Raw genomic sequence first — 25,321 nt, 5'->3', positions numbered from 1 at the left:
AAATTTTAGCTTACTGGCTTAACGCCGATATCGCATTGACGGTTACGTTTGAGAAGCGCATGATTTTATCTTGAGCAGAATCGTTGTCTGGCGTGTTAACCGTGTAATCGCCCCAAAACTCGTTCTGTGCAACGTACTCAATTGAATGGCAGGTCACATGAATAAAGTAATTATGTTAGTAATGGGGCTGCTTTTTACCAGTCGATTGTTTGCCAGTATTGTTCCTCATGTTGGTCAACTTGAGCATGATGCGCCTATTCTCCTTCGCTCGGCATTGATTGTAGGGGTTGCGGCTTACGCGGTTTGGAGTGCATTTAAATACTTCAAAAAGATCAAGGCCTCAGATTCAGATCAACTGTAACGGCGAAAGTCCAAAAGCTTTTGAATAAGCCTCTAATTTCGATTACTGATCTGCGAAATAATCGACCAAGATTTTACGCCACTTTCGTGACTCACGAATCTTCAACAGGGCGCGGTTAATCTCTTCTTCGTACACGTTATTTTCAGTGATTATGAAACCGTAGTTGGACTTTTATAACTGATAAAACAACACCGCTATACCAAGCTTAAGTTTGATAGCTAGAAACTGACATAAACTGACTTTGTGCCGACGAACATAACTTTCCGCACTGAGTAATTTGGCTTTCTAGGAAGTAGATATTACGTCTACTTTTCACCCACTGGGCACGAACTTCCAGTTCTTGACCAATCAAAATCGGATGATGAAAACGAGAGGTTAAACTCACCGTCATCGCCTTGATATCATTCTGAAATAGACAATGCAACATCGCGCTGTCATGCAGTGTAGTGACAATGCCACCTTGCATGATGCCATCGTAGCCCTCAGTTTTATCTGTTGGTACAATCTTGGCTCTGGTTTTATATTTAGCTACTGCCTCATGCTTAGTTAAAGTGTCATGCTCGCCAATAGCTTCAAAGCAAATGGCGCTGTCGTTGAAAAAACCTTGGCTGCACACTTGGCAACGCCGATGATTGTGTGGAAAGAAAACCTTCATACTTACCTTTACCCATAGATTGCTAGAGATTGATATGGCTCGACCAAAAAAACATCGCCAGTTGTGTACCCGTACGGCTTACTCTTGTTTTAAGCCCAATGGTGTTCCTATGGACGAGCTTCATAAAGAAGAATTGCTATTGGAAGAGCTCGAAGCCTTGCGCTTGGCTGATCAAGAAGGCCTGAGCCAGCTTGAAGCCGCTGAACAAATGCAGGTGTCTCGCCAAACGTTCGGCAACATTATCAAGCGTGCACGAGCTAAAGTCGCCAAGTGCATCGTCAATGGTCACGCGTTGGTGATTCAAAGTAGTTAATTAACGTGTTAGCCAGAGGTTATTTAACTCAGTGAGCGAGAACTCTGATGCTTACTTCGATACTTAGCTTGATGGCTCAGTAATCTGATACAGCTTTTTGCTTTGCCCTTCACACACATCCTTGCAATTGCATTCACGCTCAATATCTAACTGCGCCAATCCTCCACAGCTGCCTTTGATTGGCTTGCGCGAAAAAATCACGCCTATCGCCATCAATGTAACGACTCCGACAAACCCCAATAGCGTCAACAAAAAGGTCATTGTCGGAACCCTCGAATAGCATCTAGCTGATTAGGCTGTACCATTAGAATCGAAGCTTGTTTTTTGTGCCCGTTTTCGCCGCACGTTTTATTGCCACACCCACTATTTCTCGGCTCGCGACCATAATCGAGATCGGTCACTTCCCGTAGATTGTCGAAATCCAAAGCCCCGATTTCTGCCTTACCTGTCGATGCCAAGACTCGAATATCGTTATTGAACAAGTGCGCCAGCATCTTCTTACCAATATAACGAACCACCACAGATTTCACATCGTAAGAACGGAGAACCGAAATCCATTGCTTCTTTTTATTGCAAGAGGTGTCGGAGTCAATCAAAGGAACAATCTGTTTTATCTGTCGTTGTTCATCGACAATCGCGATCTGTGGGGAACGAGCAAAGTGGTTGCCAACATGAAGGTCGCGACAAGGTACTGCGTATAACATAGTAACTTCCTGTTATTGATGATCAGGAGTTCAGCATACGCCCCATTATTGGCATATGCCAATAACTATCATGTGAAAAATAAGATTTACTGGATCGATAACTAAGATCACAAGCACCCAAACTTACCGTCATCTTCAGCCTATCTCAGTTACCTTTCAAATAACCATATATACTAGGGGGTAGTATTTTTACTGGGGGTATTTTTTGCGTTGTTAATGCCTGTTATCAAGAGCCAAGCTCAAACCCATTACAAAAAGGCCTCGCACAACCGAGAGCTTAATCGACTATTCAACGTCACACACTAGTCTGAATAATGTCGAATTAGGGACCAATCAAAGATGTTTATAGGAAAAATAGGTTGGATTGAAAATCAAGAATTGCAGTCGGCTTCAATGTAAACAAGCTTATAATTTGAAGTGAACAACGCATCGGGTTGTTATAATATAACATCACACTAAATTACCATCATTTCTCATGAAACAGCCATTTATTCTAATCGATGTCATCAATCGCCTCTCCACACGCTATGTAAGCCGTTTCTCGACATGCTTTCGCTCTCTCAAGGGCTTGACTGTTGGCCTAGCATTATTGTGTTTTGCGCCAAATCTATATGCCCACCCTCACTCTTGGATAGAGATGAAAACTCATATTGAGGGAGAGAATGGCATGATCACCGGTCTCTCTATGGAGTGGTCTTTTGATGCAATGACCTCGATGTACATGTTGGATGGAGAAGACGTCTCTGCCGATACAGAAACTGAAACATTCAAAAAGCTCGCTGCGTCTGTAATCGAAAACATGATGTACGAGCACTACTTCACGTACTTTTATGATGGTAAAGAGCCCATCAAATATCAGGTGGTTGAGAACGCAAAGTTTGAGCGTGATAAAGCCAAGATGGTTCTAACATTTGACCTACCACTTTCTAAACCTAAGCCTGTGACACGAAACTCGCTTCGCGTATTGATTTTTGACCCTAGTTACTTTGTCGACATGTCGTGGCTATCCAACAGCGACGTGACATTGTCACCTGAACTAGCAAGACAATGCCATTTAGAATTAATCGAGCCTAACCCGACGCCAGAGCAAATGAGTTATGCAATGTCTTTACCTGTCGATGCAGATCCAGATAACACGCTAGGCCAACTGTTTACACAATCGGTTGAGCTTCATTGTGCGGCGGTTCCCGCTTCTTAGTCGCAGTGGTTCGTTTCAGCCTTTAAGTCAGCGTCTAGCTGATTAAGCATGGCAACTAATTAACAGAAAGATTTCAGATATAGGTTCTTGTTAAATGAAGAAAAATCAATCCAAAATCAATCACTACCTCATTAGTGCTGGCGCGTTCGTGCTTATTGCTATTGGTGCGTATCAACTGTGGTCCATGTGGCCATCGTTAGTTATCTCTAGCATTCAATGGCAAAGAGAAGTCAATTCAGAACTTGCAGACCTGCTCTATGAAGCTAAATCCAACCCTTGGGGCGCAGGCAGTTACCTTATCGGGTTCAGCTTTATCTATGGCATGCTTCATTCTTTGGGGCCAGGGCACGGCAAAGTTATCGTGTCGACTTACTTAGCGACTCACCCAACCAAAGCCAAGGCGAGTTTAGTGCTTACGGCCGTCTCCGCTTTTTTACAAGCATTGGTCGCAATCTTACTAGTAAGCGTGTTGCTGTGGGGCTTTAGTGCTTCCATGCGAGTAGTGAATGACAAAGCGAATATGTTTGTTTCATTAAGCTTTGCCTTAGTCGCGGTCGTCGGCGCACTTATATGTTGGAAGGCTTTGAAAAACATCTACACCGCTATGCGTAAGCCTAAGCTGAAAGTGAAAGCCATCACTACACTCGCAACAGACACAGCTGCGACAATTTCAGCGCGTTCGCCAATGGCACTTCGTTCATCAATATCAGCCCCTTCTCCGATAATCGACGCTACTAGCACAATGCAAGCCGCAGCTAACACTCATGCAGATCATTCTCATGCCGACTGTGGGTGCGGCCACCAGCATGTAGCCGATGCAGACGCAATCAACAAAGCCTCAACGCTCCGAGAATATGCTGGAATTATAGTGACGATTGGCGTAAGACCGTGCACCGGAGCCATCATGGTACTGCTTTTCGCAAACATGGTTGGCCTATATTGGATGGGTGTTGTCAGTGCTTTTGCCATGGCGATTGGTACTGCTTTCACAACCTCGACGATTGCTATAATGACACTAACAGGCAAGAACTTGGTAAAACGCTATTTGGCAGCAGGTAACAAGAATAACAGTGCTTCACTAAAAGCCGCAGGTCATTATTTACAGCTATTCGGTGGTGTTTTACTTGTCTTAATTGGCTTGTTGCTAATGAGTGGACAAGACAGCGGTATGTCGCCTGTTTTCACTATGTAGCGAACGATGTAATAACAAACCTCAGTTTATTGCGACCTTTACCATTTTTACTAAAAAACACTAGCCCTTATCTCTCAAATCTGAATTAACAGCCACATAATTTCTACTAACCTAACTTTGCACAGCCAGTTAGGTTAGTAGTCAGCCATTCAGAACAGCGCGCTCTATGTAGTTCTGTAACAAACCTACATCCAACTTTGATTTTCCTATTCTTAGCTACTCTTTCATAAACTAACTTAGATTGTTCTAACAATATTAGAGCACTATCCCCCTCCTTTTGAAAATAAGGACATAACTTCCGCAATCCAGAAACTACGATCGCACTCTTCCTATTTTGAAAAAAAATAGAGCAGCAGTTTTATCAATTGAGTAACAAGCCGAAATTATACCCAATAAATTTCACATCAAACTCCAAGCCTTTACCTTACAACTACAGATAGAGCTTTCTTCAACCAAATTCTTGGATAACCTATACTCAAAGGTAAACAAATGAAACTATACATTCCGAGCGCCACGCTCAGTGTTTTGTTACTTTCTCCGAGTTTCGCGAGTGCCGAAGATATACCTGATTCACACGAATTGCGTAATTTCTCGATGCGTTCACAAAGCTCTGGGATAGCCCCACCGCAAGAAGTACTCGGCGTTTATGTTGTCAATTCTGGTCCTGGTCTGGATACCGGTTGTACCTATGCTTCTGGCGGACCTCTACTTATCTCTTTACCTGTTCCTATGGTTGTCAGCCCCAACGTTTTACAAAGTGACGGGAGAATTGCCCCAAGTAAACTGGGCGATATGCAGCAAAAAGGCGTTCTCGGTTCTAACGCAAGGATTAGCATGCCGGTCTTCGACATAGACTCCAATGCCAACGTCAGTAATATTGCTCCAGAAATAGATATCGTATCTTTTAACGGAAAGTCTTTAGGTACGCTGCAAGGCGCTGATAACCGTTGGACGGATACTAACCTTCAAGTCGATATCAGTGATGTCAAGTTCGGCCAAAACAATGAGATTCGCGTCGATATTGATACTGGCAATACGGGAGACAACTGGTGTATGTCTGTCGATTGGGTCTCAATCGAGTTTGATGTTGCCATTCCTGTGATTCTTGCTCATGGCATTGCTGCACAATCAGACACTTGGGATGATGATACGGCTCCAGGCGTGCTTTCTACACTTGATGACTATGGCATTCGTTATACTCGTTTCTCTGCTGACAAAAATGGAACCACAGCGACTAACGCTAATATCTTGAACAACAAAATTCAGGGTTTTCTCGATGAGTTGAAATCCGACAAAGTTCACGTCATTGCACACAGTAAAGGCGGGCTAGATACCCAAAACCTCAAAGCACTTAGCCCTTCCTTTGAGATAACCTCCCTTTCTACTTTCTCCACACCTCACCTTGGTAGCGTCGCAGCAGATTTGTCGGTGATAAAAATGGACCACTACGCCGATATCTACAGTAACGTCAGTACCGATCCAAATAATTACGCTGGCAAGTACATGCAACTCCCAAATATTCCGTTTGCGGGTCCTAAAATGCCTGGTATCCGTGATCTAACAACGGATACAGCATCAAACGCGATCCAAATGCGTACTCGCGGCAATATTGCAAATACATTTTCTATTGGGGCAAATGCCGATCTCAACCAAGACGGTGTTATTGAGAAAGATCCTGATATCGTTGGCCTATTCCCATGGGGATCGCGTTGGGCAGGCGTTACCGCTTGGCAGGCGCTAAGAAGCTTTAGTTCTGCGGCCTACCTCGATACTCAAACTCAACCGGTCACAATGCCAAGTGTGCATGGACCACAAGCTCATCCAATCACCATAGTCAGTTACCAAGCCATTCAAACAGTACCGCAAGAAAATGATGTTGTTGTGACCTTGGCAAGCGCTAACCCAAGTTATACCAATGCATTGGGTAACGTATTGGCTAACCACTCAACAATGAAAACGGGACAAAACGTTGAACGTTTTCTACAACAAATTATTTCAATGCGCTAAGGAGTGGCCACAATGAAATTCATCAAGCAATTAGTGATGGTGTTCAGTCTTTTCTGTACCTTCATCACACCGGCTATCGCCAGTAATGCAATACCCGTTGGGATGAGTACAAGCACGACACTATCTCAACCAGTGACTAGTAACGATAACGAAGTCACAATGCTATTTACCATCGACAAAGCGGAAGCCCTAAAAGCAGAAATCATCGTGCCGTTGGATGATGCAACCGTATATTTAGTCAAGCCTAACGGGCAAGTCGCAACATCATCCAATGATGTGCAAGCGAACATACTTTCAGGTGACACACAAAGTCCGCCGCTACCGGGCAGCTATTTATTTTTGCCTGAAGTAACTAACCCTGAACCTGGCGAATGGAAGATCGTCGTTGATTTTCCAAACCCAAGTTACAACACAGTAATTATTGCTCAGGTTGCGATCCAATCCCCTATTGCGTTTGGCATGGCGATAGCTGCAAACCAATTTGTGGTCGGTGAACCAGTTCCCGTTTCTGCATTACTGACAAACAAAGGGAATCCAATCACAGGTGCCCAAACCAGCGCAGTGATCATTGATGAAGCTGGAATAAAAACACGCCTGACGCTTAAAGATGAGGGTGTCAATTTCGATGCTATTGCTAAAGATGGTGTCTACAGCAATATTTTCGTTCCACCCGCTGAAGGGGATTATCTAATTGAAGGCATAACGTCTTTTGAAGAATATGGAACAACTATCACTCGCCAGACAAGTAAAAAAATCCACGTACTACCCTCTGACATTGAATTTGTCAGCCTCTCACTCGCTCCACTGTTTTCCTCTGAAGGCTGTGTTATTGCCTTAGAGCAGCGCTTGGAACTTGATGTTAAATCCGCGGGGGATTTTGCCATTCATGGTTACCTCACCGATGGAATTGACGAGCTGAACACAAGCAAACGTCTGCAACTCAAACCTGCGAAGCAAATCGTCACTCTACAGTACTCAACTGAAGATATTTTTGGCGCGTTTGATTCAGCGTCTACTTTGACCTCCAACCCGACGATCATCTACGCAATCACTCAAGATGACATACGAATTTCAGCCCCTCGAATTCAGTTTGAAGAATTTATTGATTTAGCATCTTTTGAGCGTTGCCGCGAACCGATTGAAGTCACGGGGAGTTTAGTCACCACACCGACTATGTCGCAAGATGGAACCTACATTGATTCGCTGAGTTTTGAGTTTCCTATCCATGTTACGCGCAGTGGAACTTACACAGGTTCGGTAAATATCGTTGGTGCAGCCGGAGAGTATTTAGAGCTAGTGAGTTTCCAAGAACCGCTTGAGGCTGGCGAAAACACCATCAAGTTTACCGTTCCTGGTGACACGTTTAAGCAAGCCGATGGTCCTTATGAACTGAACGCACTGCTAATCTACAGTGGCGTTGACTCCTATCGACAAGGAGTTCTCGGTCAAACTCCACCATACCAAGCCTCTGATTTCAGTCCGCCAGTGAATGTGACCCTCCCCTCTAACCTATTCGGTTTGGAAAGAGAAAACTGGCAAGCAACACATGTCACGCAACATCGTGTCGGTGGTTACTTAAGAGCGGGGGCTTCAATCCCATACGACTACGAAACACTAGCGAGTTTTGACTTAAGTGAGGTTCGAGGGAAAATTAAACAGGCAACGCTTATTGTTGATTTCGGAGATTCAACTCTTCAATTTCCATTCAACAATGTAACTGCGCATATCGTTAATCAAACTTGGTCTCCAAACACACTGGATTACGACACGTTCTGTGAGTCTTTTACAATATGTGCAGCATGGAGTAATCCACTCACTACATTCAACAACGTAGAAGCCGGTCAAACGCTTAGGTTTACCAACTCTAAACTATTAGAAGCATTAAATGAGAAGAGAGTGTCTGGGTTGAACAAACTAGATATTGCTCTTACCTCTTCTCCCTATGAAAGAAGTTTCTTCATTAACGTTAAGCAGGTGTCATTATTCATCGAGTACTGATCCTAAAACTGAAATAGAATAAGGCCATGCCCAAGGTATCGCTTTGGGCATGGCCTCTCAGAGTGAACAGTGATGAACCTTGCAAGCTTCATATGTTTATTCTGTTAGAGCAGACTATGCCAGCCCCTCAACAGTAGTGATAAAGCACGCTAATCACTATAGACTCCATCAACCAACAAAATGAGATCGAAGTTTTATCCAAAAATGCCAGTAGTCCCAACAACCGGGTGACTCCACAGGTCTATCCATCCCATCACCAATTTTTTAGGTGACTTTAAAGATGCCCCTACACTAGTCTGATAGCTAAAGTTAGAATAGACCCGTTAAGCATCATCGATTTACAAAACAGAGCCAAAATATCTAAATAAAAACAGTGAGAAGCGATACAATAATCAAGTTGCAAAATTGCAGCGTGGGACACCTGCCCACTGACAGCCCATTCACAGAGAACCATAAAGTAGCCTCACATGTCTAAAGAACCCGGTTTCACTACAGAATACAAACTCGACAAGACGTTTTTCGCGGAGTGTTATGATCAAACTAGCCTTCCGACTCAATTTCCAAAAGCCTACTTAAAAGGAATACTGTTTCTTATTTTTGGTGTGGTTCTGCTGGAGTTTGAACTATTACCTAACGGCTATGTTGGCTGGTTCTTTATTGTTTTGAGTGTGATTGAAGCATTCAGTGTGTACTGCAAAAGAACCTGGTGGTTATGGCGACAAAAAATCAGCTCAGGCGCAGGCAGCAAAATTGTCTTTCAAGGTGATGCTAACGGAGTGAGTTACAAAAACCACAAAGCGACCAACACCATCGCGTGGAGTGACATCGACCAACTTGAGCAGACCGATCTTGGTTTTATCCTGCATATCGGTAAACAGCGCCAATATGTGAGTAAATCTTGTTTAAGCAATGAAGCCATTGCCTTCATGATTGAACACCACGCCGCATCAAAAGCGAAATAACACCAATAAATGCCTGCTGATTTAGCAGGCATTTTTCTATCACTTTTAATTCTACGTATCGAATTACCGGACAATAACAATGAATACCGTGTACCAAATCAGTGATTGCCACCTTTCCGATGAATCCAGCTATGAGAACCTGCGCAGAGCACTGGAATACGTCAACAAAGATACGGCATGCAAGACCATCTTTCTGACTGGTGATATTTGTTGTAACCCAAAGTCTGGCGACTACGTTCGATTAGAGGCATTCATTAGGCAACACATTAGCGACCAATCCATTTACGTGATTGCGGGTAATCATGATGACTCTCGCTTAATGCGCACAGAGCTAAAAGGCTCGACGATTTATGTCACCGACAAAGCCACCATCGGTGAACGAGAGTTTGTGTTCCTAGACTCAAGCTTCAAGCCGCTAGACAGCCGCCACCCACTTGGTTCAGGGCGTATTGATAACCGCGGCATGGCTCAGCTAAAACAACAATTGAGAAAGGCCAATGATCCTATCGTGGTTGTTCACCACCCTGTCATTCCAGTCGGTGCAGATTGGATGAAAGCGATCCGCCTAGAGAACGATACTGATGTGATGAAAGTGCTTCGAAAATATCGCGTTCGTGACGTGTTCTGCGGTCATGGCCATGATGAAATAACAGCGACACAGCAAGGCATAACTCAATATATGGCCCCGTCGACAGCCTATGGCTTTGACCACTCGATCAATGAATACAATCGCAGCGAGAAGATAGGATTAAGTCGAATCTCGTTCTGTACTGATTCCATCAACTACCAAGCTGTCTATTTTTGAACCCTATCTTACTGTCTTAAACCTCATAGATTAGCTTTCAAATAAACCAAACTATATAGAGCTATGCCAATAGAAGAGGCTTGCGGCGATTCAATTTATCAATCTGTGATTGAAGCCCACAACCCAACTTCCACAACGGGTCAACGTTCAGTAGAAGAAATTACCTGGTTAGCACTGATGACTGTAAAACAAATGCACGATTTAGTTCGGCGCAATCTCGAAAACGAAGAGCTCGAAAACTAAAAGTTTGAAAAAGAATTATCTAGAAAACAGAAAGCTTGAAAGCTGAATACGTAGGATTATCGCCCCACTCTCACAAGTGACCAGAGCCTTGCAAACGTTATTACCCTAAGGTTTGCTAGCAAGGTCTTTGTGATTGATAATAAAAGCAATATAGGCGCAAGTTAGCGCTTTTTTATCACCTAGGTTTATATTGAGGCTATATGGAAATCAAAGTACTAAAAAGCTTTGTGGCTGTCGCGACACATTGCAGTTTTTCAAAAGCTGCAAAAGAGTTAAATACCGTTCAACCTGCCATTAGCCGCCATATCACAAGCCTTGAACACGAACTTGGAGTGAGCCTATTTTTCCGTACATCTCGCGAAGTCGTCATTAGCGCCGCAGGGCAGCACTTACTTAAAGATGCGATTAGACTCATCGAACAAACGGAACAAGCAAAACAGTCCGCGATTCGAGCTTCTTCTGGTTGTATTGGTAGTTTAACTATTGGTTATCTTGGAGGCGCAACTCTGAGCTTTTTGCCTCGTTTAGTTCGACAGTATATTGCTGAAAACCCCAATATTGATGTTGATCTTGTTGAGATGACGGCTTCTGAACAGATCGAAGCTCTGGACAAACGAGAGATCGATATTAGCTTCTCTCGCCCACTGCCGAACCTGCTTGTTGATGATTACACCTCGGTGACGATTTATACAGATAAGCTTGTTGCTGTTTTGCCCGTCACCCACGAGTTGGCTAAATACTCCACCATTCAAATGAAACAACTGCAGCAAGACCCTTTCATCTTATTTGAACGTGAACAAGCGGTAGGATTATTTGACTCCATCATTACTCAATGTGACCTATCTGGATTCTCTCCAAATATAAAAAAACAACCCAACAACATGCAAACCGTGTTAACCCAAGTCTCTTCTGGCTTAGGTGTATCTATCGCACCGCATGCAATTCGTGATTTACGCAGTGAGGGATGTGTATTTGTTAATCTTGAATCTGTGGACGTACAAATGCCATTAGTGATGACACACCATTCGCATACTCTATTCCCTACAGCCAGTGTCTTTGTTGCTGTCGTACAGAGTGAAATTGAGGCGATTCAACAAAACATGGCTTAGAAAGTTATCTATACCAGATTCGCATAGAATTTAAATCAAATGGTTATTTTTGTTATTCAATCGCTAACCTTAGACTTAGCTCATCGAAATCATTCATTAAAACGATGAACCAAAGTTAAGGTGTCACCATGTCAAAATTGACTACAGAAGTGTTGAGCACAGGACGTTTATTACTGATGTCGAGCGCAGTCTCGGCAACTGCTGCAAACCTTTATTATAACCAACCCATCTTACCTAAGATCGGCGCAGAGCTAGGGTTAACAAGCGAACAGCTAGGCGCAGTGCCAGCTGCCGGTCAAATTGGTTATGCCGTGGCATTGCTATTCTTATCGCCCTTAGGAGACACGTTACCCCGCAGACGCCTAATAGCGATCTTGTCTGTCATGTTGGTGTTGTCATCTTTTGTCGCGTTTACTGCATCTAGCTTAGTGGCTCTGGTTGTTGCGTGTTTTGCGATTGGTTTGAGTGCCAACATCACTCAGCAGCTGATTCCATTTGCAGCGTCACTAAGTACTCCAGAAACGAAAGGAAAAGTCATTGGCACATTAATGACAGGCCTAACTGTGGGCATCTTACTTTCGCGTACACTCAGTGGGTTCATCGGTGAGCAGTTTGGGTGGCGCGCGGTATTTATGATGTCAGCAATTATTGCGATGGTCTTTGGTGTGTTGCTGTATGCCTTTTTACCGACGAACACGCCGACAACTAAAATACCTTACCTTAAACTGGTTGCGAGCATGGCCACGTTAATCAAGCAGCATGCGACATTGCGTACTTCCTCTTTAACTGGCGCGCTTTGGTTTGCTTCGTTCAATGCGCTGTGGGCGACGTTAGCTCTGCATGTCAGTGAATCTCCGTTTAACTACAATGCACAACAGGCAGGAATGTTTGGTGTTATTGCTCTTGCTGGAGTCATTGGAGCAAAAGTTTCAGGGTCACTGGTGAGCAAGTTTGGCTCTCGAAACATGATCAGTATGGCGTTAGTTATTATTACTGCTGGTTTTATTATATCGGGGCTTTTCGCTGACACATTGGCTGGATTGATCGTCGGTATCATTCTCATCGACCTTGGGGTATTTAGCGCTCAAGTATCGAACCAAGTACGCGTATTCTCAATTGACCCACAAGCTCAAAGTCGTATCAACGGAATCTATATGCTTGGCTACTATCTCGGTGGTGCGTTTGGTTCATTTGTGGGAATTCAGGTATTTGAACGTGCGGGTTGGATTGGTGTTGTGGGCTTTAGTATTGCAGTCGTGATATTGAGTTTTATCGTTAACCGTTCAAATAAGCAATAAGTCACCTCGTCTTAATTCTTGAACTTACCAATATGCACAACGGATATTCACTCTGTAATTGATAGCAAATTACCACCCAGTGATTTGCTATCGTTCTAGATCTAATAAGGCAGTAGTAACTCTACTCTCTCAAGTTTTGAATATCATGATTCTCAAACAAGCTTTCCCGCCTAGAGCGCTGTTATGCCTTTGCGAGATGATCTTGGTCTATTCTTATCATTTAGACGACTGAGTTCCGAGGCTTTGAGTATGAATAAACTGTTTTTAATCTTATTGGTTTTTCTTTTGTCCGGATGCGGAACAAGTGATAGTGCTTTGATTGAGAGTGGTCACAACACCTCTTACATACAAGGTTTTCATGACGGTAGGCATAGCGGCATGCAAGAAAGCGGCAATAGCTTCGAAAACTATATAAAAGATGGAAAGCGTTTTGAATCAGACAGTGACTACAAACAAGGCTGGATCGCGGGTGAATCTGAGGGGAAAAAACTACAAGCAGAAGCAACAGCGATCGGTAAAGGTGCCGCTGCTGGTTATCCTCAAAAATCTACAACGACGGATTTAGGTGAAGTAGCAAAAGACACCTTAAAAGGCGTCGATACATCAGGCTTAGAGAATTTAAAATAAAGGTATAACAAAGCCAAAGTTGGGGTCTGGAATAACTCGTACCTTGCCGACACTTACAAACACACCTGAGCATAAATTGATCTGCATCAGCATATGGTTTAATAATGATTAACTACTAAACATTCATAATACAAATTGCGCAATACTGAATTGAGGAGTTCATTTTTTACGTTGTTGGTGATTTCATGGATGTTCACACCTTAGCTATATATACCTCTTTGTTAGCAGCCACGGTTGCGAGCGCTATGTTGTTAACGCATAAATATATACTCGCAGGCACCACGTTAGGGATAAATTATATTGCTTATGCTGCTTTGCTGTTAGGAGCCAGTGTTACCCCGCTTTCGTTCGGCGTTACTCAATCTTCAGAATCCATTGTTTTTCTTTCCAATGGTGCATACGCAACGGCTTTTGGTTTACTACTCGTCGGCATAACCGTGTTACGAGGAGCAAGTCGATCTTTTCTCGTAATATCAATCATCATTAGCTCCCTTGGCATTAGCTTCTTCCTTTATAGCGCCATAATTGCGCCTTCTGTTACTTCTAGGATCGAGGCTCGAAGTATTCTCGTTGTGACAATCTGTATCTTAGCCCTCTGTGCAAACAATTCAGGGGAAAAGCACGATAACAGAGAAGCAAAGTGCCTGTTGAACCTGACCCTGTTCATCAACATTCTCTATATGGCAATTCGGGGCGTACTTGCTCATACCAAAGGAACGAACTCGAACTATTACCTGATATCAGATATTCATAAATTGTCTTTCGTTATCATGACAATCACAATTGTTAGCCTCGCATTTTCAGTGTTTTGGATCTTAACTGATCGTTTGTTGAAGCAGACCTATCGTTCATCGATCACTGATGAACAAACCGGCCTTTATAACCGTAGAGGCCTAGCAGAACTGATACCCAAGCTTGTTCAACCAGGCCGAGAGAGTGACATTTCTGTACTGATTGCCGACCTAGATCACTTCAAAAAAATTAATGATACCTATGGTCATGACAAGGGAGATGATGTGATTAAGCACTTTGGTCAAATTCTTGAAGATACATGCCGCACAAGCGATTTCTGTTTTCGCTATGGTGGAGAAGAGTTTGTTGTCATGTTACCTAGAGCGAATAAAGTTCAAGCAATGCAGATAGCTGAAAGAATAAGAAACCACGCAAAACACAACTCCAATCAAGAGCTCTCTTCTGGCACGTATACTGTCAGCATTGGAGTGACTCAAGCCCTCATAAACGATGACTGGAATTCATTAATTAAAAGAGCGGATAACGCCCTCTACGACGCAAAATCTCAAGGGCGCGATTGCATTGTTGAGCGTTAAGGCGAGTTGTAAAACAGTGTAAATATTCTTCCATCACAAAACATGTTGGCTAAGATTCAAGAAGTTAAACACACACAACCAGTAAGGTTAGCAAGGATGCGCTTTTTCGGTTTGTTTTAGCGATAGCATTATTGGCGTAACTCCCTTAAAGCGACTCTAGAACTTCCCGCCATTTACCCATTCTGCTTTTGGTGGCACGGGCTCTTGATTTACCCATATCTCTTTAATTTGACCTCCCTCAACTCGGAATAGATCAAAACGCGCAACCTCGAGACCATTATCAATAACTCGGCTGTAAGCTGCTACGAAGTTACCTTGACCGACAATCTTGAACACTTGGTCATAGCCACCAATATAGCTATCTAAAGGGCTCACATCTGAGGCTTGATAAACGGCTAGCTCTTCGTGCTGGAGATACTTTGATAGCTTGTCTTTCTGCCCTAGTACCATGACATCACATAAAAAATCACGGATAAGGTTCTTATTCTCCTCTGTTTTATCTAAGTCAGTATGATTGATTGGCCCTTGCAGTCGACCTTCCCCTTCCGTCGGTTGATCTTCGAAGGCAGAAATCACATCCCAATGTTCAATAATTTTATCGTCATTATCGGTATCGAATAGATCCGTAGTCACCCACTTATATTCGCCATTATTAATATCTTGGAATGCTTGAACAAACACGAATTGGCCATCGACGATTGAACGTATGATCTTTATGTCTCTAACAGGGCAGCGTTTTAAGAACGGTTCGAAGAACTCAACAAAACCATCAATACCGTTGCGAACCCCAGTGCTATGTTGAGTATAACGTTGACCGGTGTACTTCGTTACCGCCTCTAATGCATGACCATCTCGGATACCTTCCATATACAGATTAGTCGCATTCGCTAGCTTATTGCTCATAGATAGTTTCTCCAAACTTAATAGTGCCAAAGTACGTTATTTGGCTCGTACACTGAAACTCAGAATTAGATTGTCTCAGGTGTCCTTTTAACTGTCGGATTGTTGAATAGGCTCTTCGCGTCGCTATTCAAAACCAAGTTAAGCTCGATATACGTCTACAGCATATCGAGCCTTTACAACCTAATTGGTCACTGTGGTTACTGTTTGGCGTGATAAGCTTTAGATACTGCGTAGCTATCCTCAAACCAGTTCCAACTCTTCACTTTGCTATCTTCAACCTGAACTCGAACCGCCCAGCTGAATTTACCCGTGTCTACACCAGATTCATTCGCAATGGCACTCATGCTGCCCATGAATACTGCTTGGTCTCCGTTTACAAAACTATAGTCTGTTGACCAGCTTGTGACTTTCAAACCTGCGCCAAATAGAGGAAAGAAAGTGTTGAGCACTTTTTCTTTTGACTCCCAGTTACCGATCCAAGGGATGTCGGCGTCACCTTCGTTGTGCCAGACAAAATCATCGGCCATTAATGACTCGAGTTTTGCCATATCACCTGAGCCTGCCGCCCATAAGAATGCTTGAGCCGTTTCTAGTGTCTTTGCTGAATCGACTGCTTTTGTTTCATCTGCAAGGGCTGGAGTGAATTGAAAGAAAGCCAGAAGACTCGCTAGACCGATAAGTAGATTTTTCTTTAACATTTTCTTTCTCCTGATTGTCAATTTTGAAGCTCAATGCGTGGGAGATTAAAAGTGCCATCAGTGCATGCTTTGAACTTCAGTTCTGTTTGTTGCCTTGTTGAGATAACTATAGCTGTGCTAAATTTTTGGTAAACTCACTAATTGAACACGTTGGATATGCGCAAATGCACAACATAAGATGGGATGACCTGCAATATGTTCTAACAGTGGCGAATGAAGGATCCCTGTCGGCCGCGGCAAGAGCACTTGGTGTAAACCACAGCACCGTTTTACGTCGTATTGACACCTTTGAGTATCGTCACAAATTACGAATTTTCCATAAACTTCCTACCGGATACAAACTAACGGTTGAAGGGCAAAAGCTTCTGGAGTCAGCTCTCGCTATCGAATCCACAGTAAGAGAATTGGAGCACAAGGTTTTTGGACAGGAATTGAAGCTAGAAGGTACGCTAAGAATAACGACGACCGATGCGTTATCTCGCCTCATTCTGGGTACTCATTTGGCTGCTTTTCATCGGCTTTATCCAAAAATTCAGTTAGAACTCAGCCTCACATCTCGTCAATTGGATATTTCACACCTAGATGCAGATATCGCGATTCGCCCGGCAAATGAGTTGCCAGCCCATTTAGTTGGGACCAAGTTAAGTAAAATTGCCTTTGGTGTTTACGGATCGCCAGAATATATAAATGGCCTTAAGAGTAAGCACCCCTTAAAGTCTGCATCTTGGTTAATGATGCATAGAGGCAGTGCTTCGCTACAGGTTTCTGAACTGATTTCGGAAGACAAAATTGTCATGAAAGCCGACTCTTTTGAGCCCCTGATCATCGCGGCTGAAAATCAGATGGGGTTAGCCTACTTACCCTGCTTTTTAGGTAACAGTAAGGGAACTCTGCAAAGAGTAGATATGGAAGTGATGCACCAAAATACAGACCTATGGATGATGACTCATAAAGATTTAGAAGATTCAGCCAAAGTAAAAGCATTTTTTAATTTTATGAAAGGCGCAATCAAATCAGACCATAATCGGTTGGCCGGATTTGATTATTAGAGAACGAGTGCCGGCTCTTCACCATTAGGCTTACGAACAAAATGACACAAAGCCCACAGCACAAACAAAGTCACAGTCAGCTCCCAAGCGCGTAGGAAGGTACTTTCCAACCCCAAATTACTACTGGTCATGTACAACTGAATCGGCAGCATGGTCGCTAATAACGCATCGGCATGAACGTCTCTGGCTGAACCTTTCGCTTTGGCCATTGATGCGGTGATCATAAAGGCAAATAAACCCAACACTATGGTGTAGTAACCGAATGTAGACTGATGCCCTGCCATCAACAAGGTGAACACCGCGGCTACTGCACAGCCGCCTACTTGAGTTTGAAAACGGCGGTCAACCACGTCGATAAAGCTTTTGTGTGTGGTTTGGGTTGCAGCAGCAATCACTGGCACCATGCAGAACGTTGCAGAGATGATGTCGACAATCATCAAGAATGCCAAACCAAGACCAATCAACGCGAGTGAAATTGCTCTGTTCTCAAATGTGACAGGCTGTTCTTTAAATACAGGAGGCTTGTTTCCTTGCTCAACAGGGAACAGAGCCACCATGGTTTTTGCTACTACCATGGTAATCAACATGGATACCAAAATTTCATGAATACGCATCGGCATATCCATGGTGGTATGCTGAGCAAACACCACAATCAAAATCCAGTTGAAGGTTGGCATCAACATTTTACCTTTCTTCGCTGGCGTAGTGGCTCGACGACGCATAAAGTCGAAGAAGAACAGGCTGATGGTCCACACCACAAACGGATGCTGTGAAAATACCTCAGTCACCACCAACGCTGTACTTGCTGCCAATAAAGTGGGTGCCAAGGTACGGATCAGACCAAGCCAAGAGTAATCTTTATTCTTGGTCATGATGATGGTTGGATACAACGCCAGATAAACGGGAGAGTCTAGGTTTAGTAGCTTTCCCAACACCATACAAATCGTCACAGTAAGTGCGACACGCAGCGCTTCATTACGTTGAGAATGACCCTGTGCGGTGTTTTCGAATGTCCACATAGTCATCTCCTACTAATAGATGTAGCGAAATGTTGAAACCAAGTGAATCCAAGCCGAGCCAATAACGTGCATTATTGGGTTACCGCTTTCAACAATCACACTCGCTCGTGAACCTGAGATCATCGAAGGACCCAGTTCGTTAACTGTAATGCGGGTACGTACTTTCTGTTGCTCACGGATCCAACGCGTATCATTAGTCACGCTAGACAGCTTGCCATTGGCATTATTGGTGTCGTAAATCGCACGCTCTTGGCTACTCACTTCACCCGTAAAGACTTTGCCCGGTAGCGCATCAAAAGAGACCAAAACTTCGCGGCCATTAGTAAGCTTATCAATGCCTTTCTCATTGAAGTCTGCACTGATCCACGCATGAGCTTCGTCCACCAGCAGCAATGATGAAGTGCCTTGAGTGATATAACTGCCCGATTGCAATTGTAAGTTGGTCACGACACCTTCCGTTTGCGCGACGACTTGAGTGTGGCCTAAATCCAGTTCCGCACTGGCAAGTTTTGCTTCTGCTAATTCAATGGCCGCTGTGCGGTCTTGGGTCGATAACTCAACCTCAATGCGTTTCACTTCCGCGTTCGCAGCTTCAACCGCACTACTCGCAACTTGTGTATTGGTGATTGCATCATCAAGATCTTGTTCAGTCGCAAGCCCTTTGTTACGCAGTTTTTGGTTACGTGCGAGTTTCTGTTTCGCGTTGTGATATTCGAATTCTCGTTGGCTTTGTGTTTGTTTCGCTGCTGCTAATTGCTGCCATTTCGCTGAGTCAGAATCACGCGCTTGATGCAGTTCGGCTTGCGCTTGTGCCACTTTCAATTGGTAGCTACTGGCATCGATAGCAAATAATGGCTGACCTTTTTCAACCAACTCGCCATTACTAACCATGACGTCGGTAATTACGCCGGACACTTCTGGCGCAATGGTCGCCACGTTACGATACAAAGTCGCTTGAGTGGTGAAAGGGGAAACATTATCTGAGGTGACTAAAAAAGCGGAGAACAATGCTGCCGCTGAAAAAACAGTGTAAATTGCGTATCTATAAAAATTTTCGTTCATGTTTGTGCCTAGTTTTCATTCGTTATAAAGCGCCGCGCTCACGGCTTATTCAATCCTCTTTTCTACGAAAACTAGGTTATAACCATTCACAATTGGAAAATAGAGCCAATAAAAGAAGTGTGGATTCCACATTTGGAAAGGTTTATGATTTGTACCGATTTCGCTCGATGGTTGAGCGAAAAGGTCAGATAAGGGTGTATTGAAACGTTAGAAGACTGAATCAAGGTGAGCTTAAGAGGAGTTTAACAGTGGAACCTCACACACAAACCCAAGTTACTTCCCTTGATCCTGTAAGTGCTCAATGAAAGCCGGAACCTTTTTCGCTATGTGCTTTCTTGATGCATAAAAAGCGTATAGAACTAAATCTTCAGGTTGATATTCAAGTTCTATGATCTCTAGTTCGCCTGTCTCGATCTCGTGACGACAGAGTTCTTTAGGAAGTATCGCAAAGCCCAAACCAACCAATGCGCCAGCTTTAGCAAGTTGTCCACTATTCACTTTAAACGCAGATTTTACTCTTTGAGTAATCACCTCACTTGTTTCGTTCTTAAATACCCATGGCGTTCCGTTTAGTGCGGTAAAGCTATTAATACACGGTACATGTTTCAAATCCGTAATCTTAAAAGGCTTGGAAGATGTGCGAAGAAGTTTGGGGGAAGCCACAACAACGCTAGACCAACGTTTAATCTCTTTCGCTATCCAATTGTTATCCTCAAGTTTCCCTCGATGAAAACTCAGAATAACGTCAAATCCATCGAGCAAGTCCTCTTTAGGGCTGATGCTTGTATCGCAACACAATGAAATAGATGGGTATTTGGTGCAGAATGAAACAACGGCTTGAGCGAGTTCCTGTGAATCAGGCATTAGAACATTGAGCTGCCCCACCACATGACGTGAGTGCTGCGTTACCTCCGTAAGCGCTTCGTTAAGCTTGTCCAATAAAGGCTGAGTACGTAAATAAAGATGCTCGCCTGCTTCTGTCGGGGCTATACGGCGCGTCGTTCTATCGAACAATCGAGCATCTAACCGCTCTTCTAATAAAGCAATGTGACGACTTACATTTGAGGTCGGTAAACACAAAAAATCCGCCGCTCTTTTAAAGCTATTGTTCTCATAAACACAGTGAAAACTTTTTAGCCATTGTTGGTCAATCTTCTCAAGCATTCCCATTAACCTCATCCATATCAATAATCCGCCGACACCAACAATCCCACCAAATAGGATTATAAAGCCAATTTTAAGCACTTTATTACCAAAAACAGGCTTATACAATGCTCATCATTAAAGTGAACTGGATAAGGTTTCCAATGAGTTGGTTAGAAAAGCTATTAGATAAGAAGAATATAATAAGTACCCGTAAAGCTTCTATTCCTGAAGGGGTATGGACCAAGTGCTCTGCGTGTGATCAAGTCTTATACCGATTAGCCCTTAGAGAAAACCTGGAGGTCTGCCCAAAGTGTGATCATCACATGAGGATGACAGCACGCTGTCGTTTAGACAGCTTCTTGGATAAAGGAGTGATGACTGAAATTGGTAGCCAACATGAACCACAAGACTTACTCAATTTTAAGGATCAGAAACGCTACAAAGAACGTATCGCACTTGCTCAAAAAAGCACGGGCGAAAAAGATGCCCTAGTCGCTGCAAAAGGAGAACTTTTGGGACTTCCGGTAGTGGCGTGTGCTTTCGAATTTTCTTTTATGGCAGGTTCAATGAGTAGCGTTGTTGGGGCTCGCTTTGTTGACGCGGTTAACTCAGCCATTGAGGCTAATTGTGGATTAGTCTGTTTTTCGGCTTGTGGTGGAGCTCGCATGCAAGAATCGCTAATGGCATTAATGCAGATGGCCAAAACCAGTGCTGCGTTAAAGCGACTATCCGATGCAAAGCTCCCTTATATATCCGTGTTAACCGACCAAACCTTTGGTGGAGTCTCGGCAAGTATAGCTATGCTCGGTGACATCAATATAGGTGAACCTAAAGCGCGAATTGGTTTTGCCGGTCGCAGGGTGATAGAACAAACAGTACGTGAAAAATTACCTGACGATTTTCAGCAGAGTGAGTTCCTACTCGAGCATGGTGCTTTAGACATGATTGTTGATAGACGTGAGATGCGCGCCCGAGTGGCCAAGCTAATCGCAATGATGACCAACACTCAGATTCAAGTTGATCATTAAAAACCTCCCCCTCTAGCTCCCCCTCAAATGACCAACAACGATCTCTTTAGATTAACGAGCGAGGGGGAGAACATTCTTTATCGCTGAACATACCCGTACCCAGTTACATTCCATTAGATTACTGAATTTGAACTAGCTTCTTATGGTTAAAATGCCTATTGTACAAACCATAAAATTATAAAGACTCGCGGCCTTTGCCGCAGAGACTCTCCATTTAAAGCGAAAAGACTTACTATGAATTTTGATATCAATGCACTGAAACATCACCAACTGGTCGAAGATGGTCAATTAGAAGGGTGTTACATTCATCAGCCTGTGCAAGGCAGTCAGCCAGATGACAAAGCCGTTTTAGAAGAGCGCCAAGCGCTGGAAAGCCAAGGATATAAGGTGGTTCAGGTTAAAGCGAAAGGCGGAACAACTACGTTTGCCGAGGCTATGCAAGAGCTTGCGAAAAAGACAGGCCACCAGCCAAAATAGTAAGTGACTTGGTAAACCAATATGGTCACTAGGTTCTATATCAAGAAAGCACCCTACCGACTACTGAGTCAGCAGGGTGCTTTTTTATTGACGGCCTTTTAACTGACTAATCTTGTTAACTTTTCTTACTGAGCTAAGTTACCGACCTAAGTTACTGGCTCAGCTGACTGAACTTCGGCAAGCTCTTCACAAACCTCTGGTGTACATCCATATAAGTTTGCATATAGATTTCATCGATATTGTCACTACTCGGGAAGCTGGATGAGAAATCTACGTGGTTGCGGTCGATAGACAATTTAGCGGCCTCGACAATATGAGCGATGAACATTCTCGGATCTTCCAAGCCAATAGAGATACGCATTGTGGTCGGTTTGATGCCTGTTTCATTAAGCGCTTCATCACTGAGTTCTGAATGCGTAGTCAGGGCTGGGCACAGCGCCACGGTGTTGGTTTGCCCTAAGCTCACTTGCATGCCGATTGCTGGCTCAAGCATGTCGAAGAACTGTTTGAATCCATCTCGATTGATTGGCGCACGATCGCCGTTACCTTCCATATCGATTGTGAAAAGCGCCGCTGGCAAACCCAAGTACATGTTGTTCTGGCAGTGTTCATAGTTGTCACTGTCTGGCAAAGCAGGACACGATACGTTGATGTCAGGGTGAGCATCAAAGATCTTCGCGAGAGTCAGTGTATTAATCGTTTTTTGCACCACTCGCATCTCATACGTTTTCATACCATTGAGCACTTCAAACGCTTTGTCTGCGTCTAGGAATGCGCCCTTAATGTAGTACACATTCCAAAACAGCGTTTCGTTCCATGGAATGGTGACCTCATCGCCATTGGGTTTGGTGAAAATCACCTCATCTCCTTTTGGCACAAACATAGTCTCATTACGACCAATCACAACCCCAGCGGTTGTGGTGCCAGAACCCGCCAGTTCTTTGGTGTAGGAGTGAATCACATAATCTGGTCTTTCCATCACATCATCACGTTTTAGTACTGGATGCAGTAATGGTGTACCCACTGTAGAGTCGACAATCACATCCCAACCACAAACGTGACCAGCTTTACTGATGCTAGCAACATCTAAAACGTATCCATGCGGGTTACACGGTGACTCTAGGTAAACGTAAATCTTCTTACCTGCGGCCAGGCGATCCGCGTATTTATCGGCAACCTCATCAAGACGAGCCGCAAACTCATCACCTGAGTAACCATCGGCCCACTCTACCGCGACATTCAGGTTAGACGGCTTGCCAAACCAATCTTCCAACAACTGATAGGAACCGCCATAGATGTTGCGTGAGGCCAAGACAATGTCTTCATGCCCGAGTAAATGGCTCAACAACCCATCAATAGCCGCCATCCCCGAGTTAAAGTTCCATGCGAGGTATTCGTTGGCTCTAGAGCCTGCCTCAATATCAACCATATGATTAGCCAGTGAAATCGATGTTGGGTTAAGCAGTCGAGAATAAATATCGTGCAGCGGTTCTTTACCGTTGAACGCATCTTCAATCCATTCTGTACAGGCAAATAAATAGGTCGCAGTGCGCGTAATAACCGGGCTTGCCGAGAAGATAGCCGCCACATTATCGAAGATAGGATACGCGCCTTTAGACGCAAAGTTGCCATTATTGGTGGCAATGGATTGGTAAGTGGCACGCATCGGGTTTTGCAGGTTATCGAGGATCTTAGCGATCTGGAATGACAGGAAACGTTTGGCGTTAAACCAGGCGATTCGGTCACTCTTGTCGAGTTCTGAAAGTCCATCAACGGTCAATGCCCAAAGGTCGTGAGTCTTGGTATTGGCTTTGTACAGCGTCGTCGCCAGTTCGATAAGCGTGACGCCGTAATCACTGTTTGGATCGATACCAAAATGCTTTGCTTGCTCAACGGCAAGAGCTTCTGCTTGTTCGTGTTTGGTGGTTTTACGCAGCGGGCTAAGTTGAGTTGAAGTATTCATAATTCCTAAGTCATTCCATGCTTGTTGTTCCTTCTTTAATTTTAGTTTTGGGCAGATGTTAAAAATTGCTATTTGCGAAGTAAGACATACACTTTGAGCAATAATATTGCCAAACTAAATTCAATATTGATGGATTATGCCAATGGACGAGATCGACAAGAAAATACTGGCTGAACTGCAAAACAACGCTCGGCTGTCTAATCAAGAGTTAGCCGATCGAGTAGCACTGTCGCCCTCTCCTTGCTTACGCCGAGTTCGAGCATTAGAGAAACAAGGGATAATTCGTGGTTACCACGCCAGTGTCGACCAAGAAGCGTGTGGCCTGCCAGTCAATGTGTTTGTGTTGGTGAAACTTGAAAAGCCGACAGAAGAGAACATGCGAGACTTTGAGCAGCACATTGAAGTGATTGACGAGGTGTTAGAGTGTTTTCTGATGACGGGCAATCACGACTACCTATTGCATGTAGTCAGTGAATCGCTAAAAAGCTACGAGCAGTTCATCCGTAAACAACTAACTCGCCTGCCTAATATTGCTTCTATTGAATCCAGCTTCGCCTTCGGTCAGGTAAAAACTAAGACCAAGTTGCCAGTGAGGTAATTAGAAACGACTTAATTTGTCTGTGCTGAAGGCATTGGATAATCATCTCCAATCATACAGATAAGAGCGCCACCAAAAGCTTTGTCGTAACGTATTTTTCCTGTCGCATCTGAGCTTTCTATACTCGAACTGCCGTCCACAATCTGATTAATTTCTTGTGCGACTTTTGTTGGTACCAACCAGATACAAGCTGCAACAGAGCAAGTGGTTGATGACGATTCGCAACCTGTCTCGGAGCTTCCTCTTATCCAAAGACTATCCTTTTCCTTAAGCAGTAATTGCGTTGCTATGTAATCTGGGTGGTCGATGTACTGATCGCCACCTATCCATGTATCTTCATAAGGTAGGTACGGCCCTTTCCATGTGGATAAGCCCGGATTTGCAATTAAGTGATTGATGTTTAAGTAGCCGAAGTTCGTATCGGTATCGGAAGCAATAGGAGGCAGAGAGCCATTATCACGAGAATATTGCTCAGCGGCATCCAAAACAGTATTCAGTTGGCCGATTAGAAATTTTGCCTCGTCGACACGGGACATACGGTTCCCGAACTGGTTGTAGATAAAAAAGGTTCATCGCGG

27 protein-coding genes and 1 pseudogene are annotated in these 25,321 nt (G+C 43.8%); 17 read left to right on the top strand and 11 right to left on the bottom strand.

The features are described from left to right. Positions 1 to 157 precede the first annotated feature (157 nt). On the top strand, positions 158 to 361 hold the full coding sequence (locus tag AB4384_RS14835; protein WP_017059106.1) for a hypothetical protein: 204 nt from the start codon (positions 158 to 160) through the stop codon (positions 359 to 361). 42 nt (positions 362 to 403) lie between these two features. Here AB4384_RS14835 and AB4384_RS14830 read toward each other — a convergent pair. Next, positions 404 to 532 (bottom strand): annotated as a pseudogene (locus AB4384_RS14830) (ABC transporter substrate-binding protein); the annotation flags it as partial. 34 nt (positions 533 to 566) lie between these two features. After that, on the bottom strand, positions 567 to 1,016 hold the full coding sequence (locus AB4384_RS14825; RefSeq protein ID WP_102320058.1) for a PaaI family thioesterase: 450 nt from the start codon (positions 1,014 to 1,016) through the stop codon (positions 567 to 569). Between the two features lie 34 nt (positions 1,017 to 1,050). On the opposite strand from AB4384_RS14825, the gene AB4384_RS14820 reads away from it, so the two are divergent. Then, positions 1,051 to 1,329, top strand: a complete 279-nt coding sequence (locus AB4384_RS14820; RefSeq protein ID WP_029235478.1) for a DUF134 domain-containing protein — start codon at positions 1,051 to 1,053, stop codon at positions 1,327 to 1,329. Between the two features lie 63 nt (positions 1,330 to 1,392). Here the strand turns inward: AB4384_RS14820 and nqrM are convergent, their stop codons facing one another. Both nqrM and AB4384_RS14810 read right to left on the bottom strand, forming a co-directional pair. After that, positions 1,393 to 1,590, bottom strand: coding sequence for a (Na+)-NQR maturation NqrM (gene nqrM, locus AB4384_RS14815; RefSeq protein ID WP_017059103.1), 198 nt, complete (start codon positions 1,588 to 1,590; stop codon positions 1,393 to 1,395). After that, the gene (locus tag AB4384_RS14810) at positions 1,587 to 2,033 is read right to left on the bottom strand and encodes a NifB/NifX family molybdenum-iron cluster-binding protein (RefSeq protein ID WP_136982810.1); all 447 of its coding nucleotides are present in this window, start codon (positions 2,031 to 2,033) and stop codon (positions 1,587 to 1,589) included. The genes nqrM and AB4384_RS14810 overlap by 4 nt, the downstream gene beginning before the upstream one ends. Before the next feature lie 475 nt (positions 2,034 to 2,508). On the opposite strand from AB4384_RS14810, the gene AB4384_RS14805 reads away from it, so the two are divergent. The 11 genes from AB4384_RS14805 to AB4384_RS14755 all read left to right on the top strand — a co-directional run bounded on the left by AB4384_RS14805 (position 2,509) and on the right by AB4384_RS14755 (position 14,800). After that, entirely contained in the window at positions 2,509 to 3,231 is a 723-nt protein-coding gene (locus AB4384_RS14805; protein WP_136982811.1) for a DUF1007 family protein, read from the top strand. A 94-nt stretch (positions 3,232 to 3,325) separates the two neighbouring features. Next, on the top strand, positions 3,326 to 4,423 hold the full coding sequence (locus AB4384_RS14800) for a nickel/cobalt transporter (RefSeq protein ID WP_136982812.1): 1,098 nt from the start codon (positions 3,326 to 3,328) through the stop codon (positions 4,421 to 4,423). 489 nt (positions 4,424 to 4,912) lie between these two features. Next, the gene (locus tag AB4384_RS14795; protein WP_372129735.1) at positions 4,913 to 6,430 is read left to right on the top strand and encodes an esterase/lipase family protein; all 1,518 of its coding nucleotides are present in this window, start codon (positions 4,913 to 4,915) and stop codon (positions 6,428 to 6,430) included. A gap of 12 nt (positions 6,431 to 6,442) precedes the next feature. Then, positions 6,443 to 8,428 carry a choice-of-anchor X domain-containing protein gene (locus AB4384_RS14790; RefSeq protein WP_372129734.1) on the top strand — a complete coding sequence of 662 codons (1,986 nt, stop codon included), beginning with the start codon at positions 6,443 to 6,445 and terminating at the stop codon, positions 8,426 to 8,428. 467 nt (positions 8,429 to 8,895) lie between these two features. Next, on the top strand, positions 8,896 to 9,390 hold the full coding sequence (locus AB4384_RS14785; protein ID WP_065676948.1) for a YcxB family protein: 495 nt from the start codon (positions 8,896 to 8,898) through the stop codon (positions 9,388 to 9,390). 79 nt (positions 9,391 to 9,469) lie between these two features. After that, positions 9,470 to 10,195: a metallophosphoesterase gene (locus AB4384_RS14780; protein WP_029235480.1), complete on the top strand. Its 726-nt coding sequence runs from the start codon at positions 9,470 to 9,472 to the stop codon at positions 10,193 to 10,195. A gap of 63 nt (positions 10,196 to 10,258) precedes the next feature. Then, positions 10,259 to 10,438, top strand: a complete 180-nt coding sequence (locus AB4384_RS14775) for a hypothetical protein (protein ID WP_017059095.1) — start codon at positions 10,259 to 10,261, stop codon at positions 10,436 to 10,438. A gap of 200 nt (positions 10,439 to 10,638) precedes the next feature. Further along, positions 10,639 to 11,547, top strand: coding sequence for a LysR substrate-binding domain-containing protein (locus tag AB4384_RS14770; protein WP_372129733.1), 909 nt, complete (start codon positions 10,639 to 10,641; stop codon positions 11,545 to 11,547). Positions 11,548 to 11,675: 128 nt separating this feature from the next. Continuing rightward, on the top strand, positions 11,676 to 12,845 hold the full coding sequence (locus AB4384_RS14765) for an MFS transporter (RefSeq protein WP_372129732.1): 1,170 nt from the start codon (positions 11,676 to 11,678) through the stop codon (positions 12,843 to 12,845). A gap of 249 nt (positions 12,846 to 13,094) precedes the next feature. After that, positions 13,095 to 13,472 (top strand): hypothetical protein, encoded by a 378-nt coding sequence (locus tag AB4384_RS14760; protein ID WP_372129731.1) that lies wholly within the window; start codon positions 13,095 to 13,097, stop codon positions 13,470 to 13,472. Positions 13,473 to 13,657: 185 nt separating this feature from the next. After that, entirely contained in the window at positions 13,658 to 14,800 is a 1,143-nt protein-coding gene (locus tag AB4384_RS14755; protein WP_372129730.1) for a diguanylate cyclase, read from the top strand. Between the two features lie 156 nt (positions 14,801 to 14,956). Here AB4384_RS14755 and AB4384_RS14750 read toward each other — a convergent pair whose 3' ends face one another. Both AB4384_RS14750 and AB4384_RS14745 read right to left on the bottom strand, forming a co-directional pair. Then, positions 14,957 to 15,703, bottom strand: coding sequence for a nuclear transport factor 2 family protein (locus tag AB4384_RS14750; protein WP_372129729.1), 747 nt, complete (start codon positions 15,701 to 15,703; stop codon positions 14,957 to 14,959). Positions 15,704 to 15,900: 197 nt separating this feature from the next. Next, positions 15,901 to 16,401 (bottom strand): nuclear transport factor 2 family protein, encoded by a 501-nt coding sequence (locus tag AB4384_RS14745; RefSeq protein WP_372129728.1) that lies wholly within the window; start codon positions 16,399 to 16,401, stop codon positions 15,901 to 15,903. 164 nt (positions 16,402 to 16,565) lie between these two features. Here AB4384_RS14745 and AB4384_RS14740 point away from each other — a divergent pair, with 164 nt between their 5' ends. After that, a complete protein-coding gene (locus AB4384_RS14740) occupies positions 16,566 to 17,450 on the top strand; it encodes a LysR family transcriptional regulator (protein ID WP_017059087.1) in 885 nt (294 codons plus the stop codon). Here the strand turns inward: AB4384_RS14740 and AB4384_RS14735 are convergent. The 3 genes from AB4384_RS14735 to AB4384_RS14725 form a co-directional block, all read right to left on the bottom strand. Beyond that, the gene (locus AB4384_RS14735; protein WP_372129727.1) at positions 17,447 to 18,469 is read right to left on the bottom strand and encodes a DUF2955 domain-containing protein; all 1,023 of its coding nucleotides are present in this window, start codon (positions 18,467 to 18,469) and stop codon (positions 17,447 to 17,449) included. The two genes, AB4384_RS14740 and AB4384_RS14735, sit on opposite strands and share 4 nt — an antisense overlap. A gap of 12 nt (positions 18,470 to 18,481) precedes the next feature. Then, on the bottom strand, positions 18,482 to 19,531 hold the full coding sequence (locus AB4384_RS14730) for an HlyD family secretion protein (protein WP_102333221.1): 1,050 nt from the start codon (positions 19,529 to 19,531) through the stop codon (positions 18,482 to 18,484). Positions 19,532 to 19,804: 273 nt separating this feature from the next. Next, the gene (locus AB4384_RS14725) at positions 19,805 to 20,701 is read right to left on the bottom strand and encodes a LysR family transcriptional regulator (RefSeq protein WP_372129761.1); all 897 of its coding nucleotides are present in this window, start codon (positions 20,699 to 20,701) and stop codon (positions 19,805 to 19,807) included. Between the two features lie 137 nt (positions 20,702 to 20,838). Between AB4384_RS14725 and accD the strand changes: the two genes are divergently transcribed. After that, positions 20,839 to 21,705 carry an acetyl-CoA carboxylase, carboxyltransferase subunit beta gene (gene accD, locus AB4384_RS14720; RefSeq protein WP_372073984.1) on the top strand — a complete coding sequence of 289 codons (867 nt, stop codon included), beginning with the start codon at positions 20,839 to 20,841 and terminating at the stop codon, positions 21,703 to 21,705. A 234-nt stretch (positions 21,706 to 21,939) separates the two neighbouring features. Continuing rightward, positions 21,940 to 22,182, top strand: coding sequence for a hypothetical protein (locus tag AB4384_RS14715; protein WP_048611711.1), 243 nt, complete (start codon positions 21,940 to 21,942; stop codon positions 22,180 to 22,182). 151 nt (positions 22,183 to 22,333) lie between these two features. Here the strand turns inward: AB4384_RS14715 and AB4384_RS14710 are convergent, their stop codons facing one another. Next, entirely contained in the window at positions 22,334 to 24,145 is a 1,812-nt protein-coding gene (locus AB4384_RS14710; protein ID WP_372129726.1) for a PLP-dependent transferase, read from the bottom strand. Between the two features lie 142 nt (positions 24,146 to 24,287). Here AB4384_RS14710 and AB4384_RS14705 point away from each other — a divergent pair, with 142 nt between their 5' ends. Next, positions 24,288 to 24,743 carry an Lrp/AsnC family transcriptional regulator gene (locus tag AB4384_RS14705; protein WP_017059083.1) on the top strand — a complete coding sequence of 152 codons (456 nt, stop codon included), beginning with the start codon at positions 24,288 to 24,290 and terminating at the stop codon, positions 24,741 to 24,743. An 11-nt stretch (positions 24,744 to 24,754) separates the two neighbouring features. Here AB4384_RS14705 and AB4384_RS14700 read toward each other — a convergent pair whose 3' ends face one another. Further along, entirely contained in the window at positions 24,755 to 25,279 is a 525-nt protein-coding gene (locus tag AB4384_RS14700; RefSeq protein WP_372129725.1) for a type II secretion system protein, read from the bottom strand. Positions 25,280 to 25,321 lie beyond the last annotated feature (42 nt).

The organism is Vibrio sp. 10N.261.51.A4 (genome assembly GCF_041471945.1).
GTDB lineage: Bacteria > Pseudomonadota > Gammaproteobacteria > Enterobacterales > Vibrionaceae > Vibrio > Vibrio crassostreae_C.
The sequence above is the reverse complement of the archived record's forward strand: the minus strand, read 5'-3'. Positions and strand labels throughout refer to the sequence as shown.

Coding starts and splice junctions, on each gene's coding strand:
- AB4384_RS14835 (WP_017059106.1), top strand. CDS start 158: ATGAATAAAGTAATTATGTTAGTAATGGGGCTGCTTTTTACCAGTCGA.
- AB4384_RS14825 (WP_102320058.1), bottom strand. CDS start 1,016: ATGAAGGTTTTCTTTCCACACAATCATCGGCGTTGCCAAGTGTGCAGC.
- AB4384_RS14820 (WP_029235478.1), top strand. CDS start 1,051: ATGGCTCGACCAAAAAAACATCGCCAGTTGTGTACCCGTACGGCTTAC.
- nqrM (WP_017059103.1), bottom strand. CDS start 1,590: ATGACCTTTTTGTTGACGCTATTGGGGTTTGTCGGAGTCGTTACATTG.
- AB4384_RS14810 (WP_136982810.1), bottom strand. CDS start 2,033: ATGTTATACGCAGTACCTTGTCGCGACCTTCATGTTGGCAACCACTTT.
- AB4384_RS14805 (WP_136982811.1), top strand. CDS start 2,509: ATGAAACAGCCATTTATTCTAATCGATGTCATCAATCGCCTCTCCACA.
- AB4384_RS14800 (WP_136982812.1), top strand. CDS start 3,326: ATGAAGAAAAATCAATCCAAAATCAATCACTACCTCATTAGTGCTGGC.
- AB4384_RS14795 (WP_372129735.1), top strand. CDS start 4,913: ATGAAACTATACATTCCGAGCGCCACGCTCAGTGTTTTGTTACTTTCT.
- AB4384_RS14790 (WP_372129734.1), top strand. CDS start 6,443: ATGAAATTCATCAAGCAATTAGTGATGGTGTTCAGTCTTTTCTGTACC.
- AB4384_RS14785 (WP_065676948.1), top strand. CDS start 8,896: ATGTCTAAAGAACCCGGTTTCACTACAGAATACAAACTCGACAAGACG.
- AB4384_RS14780 (WP_029235480.1), top strand. CDS start 9,470: ATGAATACCGTGTACCAAATCAGTGATTGCCACCTTTCCGATGAATCC.
- AB4384_RS14775 (WP_017059095.1), top strand. CDS start 10,259: ATGCCAATAGAAGAGGCTTGCGGCGATTCAATTTATCAATCTGTGATT.
- AB4384_RS14770 (WP_372129733.1), top strand. CDS start 10,639: ATGGAAATCAAAGTACTAAAAAGCTTTGTGGCTGTCGCGACACATTGC.
- AB4384_RS14765 (WP_372129732.1), top strand. CDS start 11,676: ATGTCAAAATTGACTACAGAAGTGTTGAGCACAGGACGTTTATTACTG.
- AB4384_RS14760 (WP_372129731.1), top strand. CDS start 13,095: ATGAATAAACTGTTTTTAATCTTATTGGTTTTTCTTTTGTCCGGATGC.
- AB4384_RS14755 (WP_372129730.1), top strand. CDS start 13,658: ATGGATGTTCACACCTTAGCTATATATACCTCTTTGTTAGCAGCCACG.
- AB4384_RS14750 (WP_372129729.1), bottom strand. CDS start 15,703: ATGAGCAATAAGCTAGCGAATGCGACTAATCTGTATATGGAAGGTATC.
- AB4384_RS14745 (WP_372129728.1), bottom strand. CDS start 16,401: ATGTTAAAGAAAAATCTACTTATCGGTCTAGCGAGTCTTCTGGCTTTC.
- AB4384_RS14740 (WP_017059087.1), top strand. CDS start 16,566: ATGCACAACATAAGATGGGATGACCTGCAATATGTTCTAACAGTGGCG.
- AB4384_RS14735 (WP_372129727.1), bottom strand. CDS start 18,469: ATGTGGACATTCGAAAACACCGCACAGGGTCATTCTCAACGTAATGAA.
- AB4384_RS14730 (WP_102333221.1), bottom strand. CDS start 19,531: ATGAACGAAAATTTTTATAGATACGCAATTTACACTGTTTTTTCAGCG.
- AB4384_RS14725 (WP_372129761.1), bottom strand. CDS start 20,701: ATGGGAATGCTTGAGAAGATTGACCAACAATGGCTAAAAAGTTTTCAC.
- accD (WP_372073984.1), top strand. CDS start 20,839: ATGAGTTGGTTAGAAAAGCTATTAGATAAGAAGAATATAATAAGTACC.
- AB4384_RS14715 (WP_048611711.1), top strand. CDS start 21,940: ATGAATTTTGATATCAATGCACTGAAACATCACCAACTGGTCGAAGAT.
- AB4384_RS14710 (WP_372129726.1), bottom strand. CDS start 24,145: ATGAATACTTCAACTCAACTTAGCCCGCTGCGTAAAACCACCAAACAC.
- AB4384_RS14705 (WP_017059083.1), top strand. CDS start 24,288: ATGGACGAGATCGACAAGAAAATACTGGCTGAACTGCAAAACAACGCT.
- AB4384_RS14700 (WP_372129725.1), bottom strand. CDS start 25,279: ATGTCCCGTGTCGACGAGGCAAAATTTCTAATCGGCCAACTGAATACT.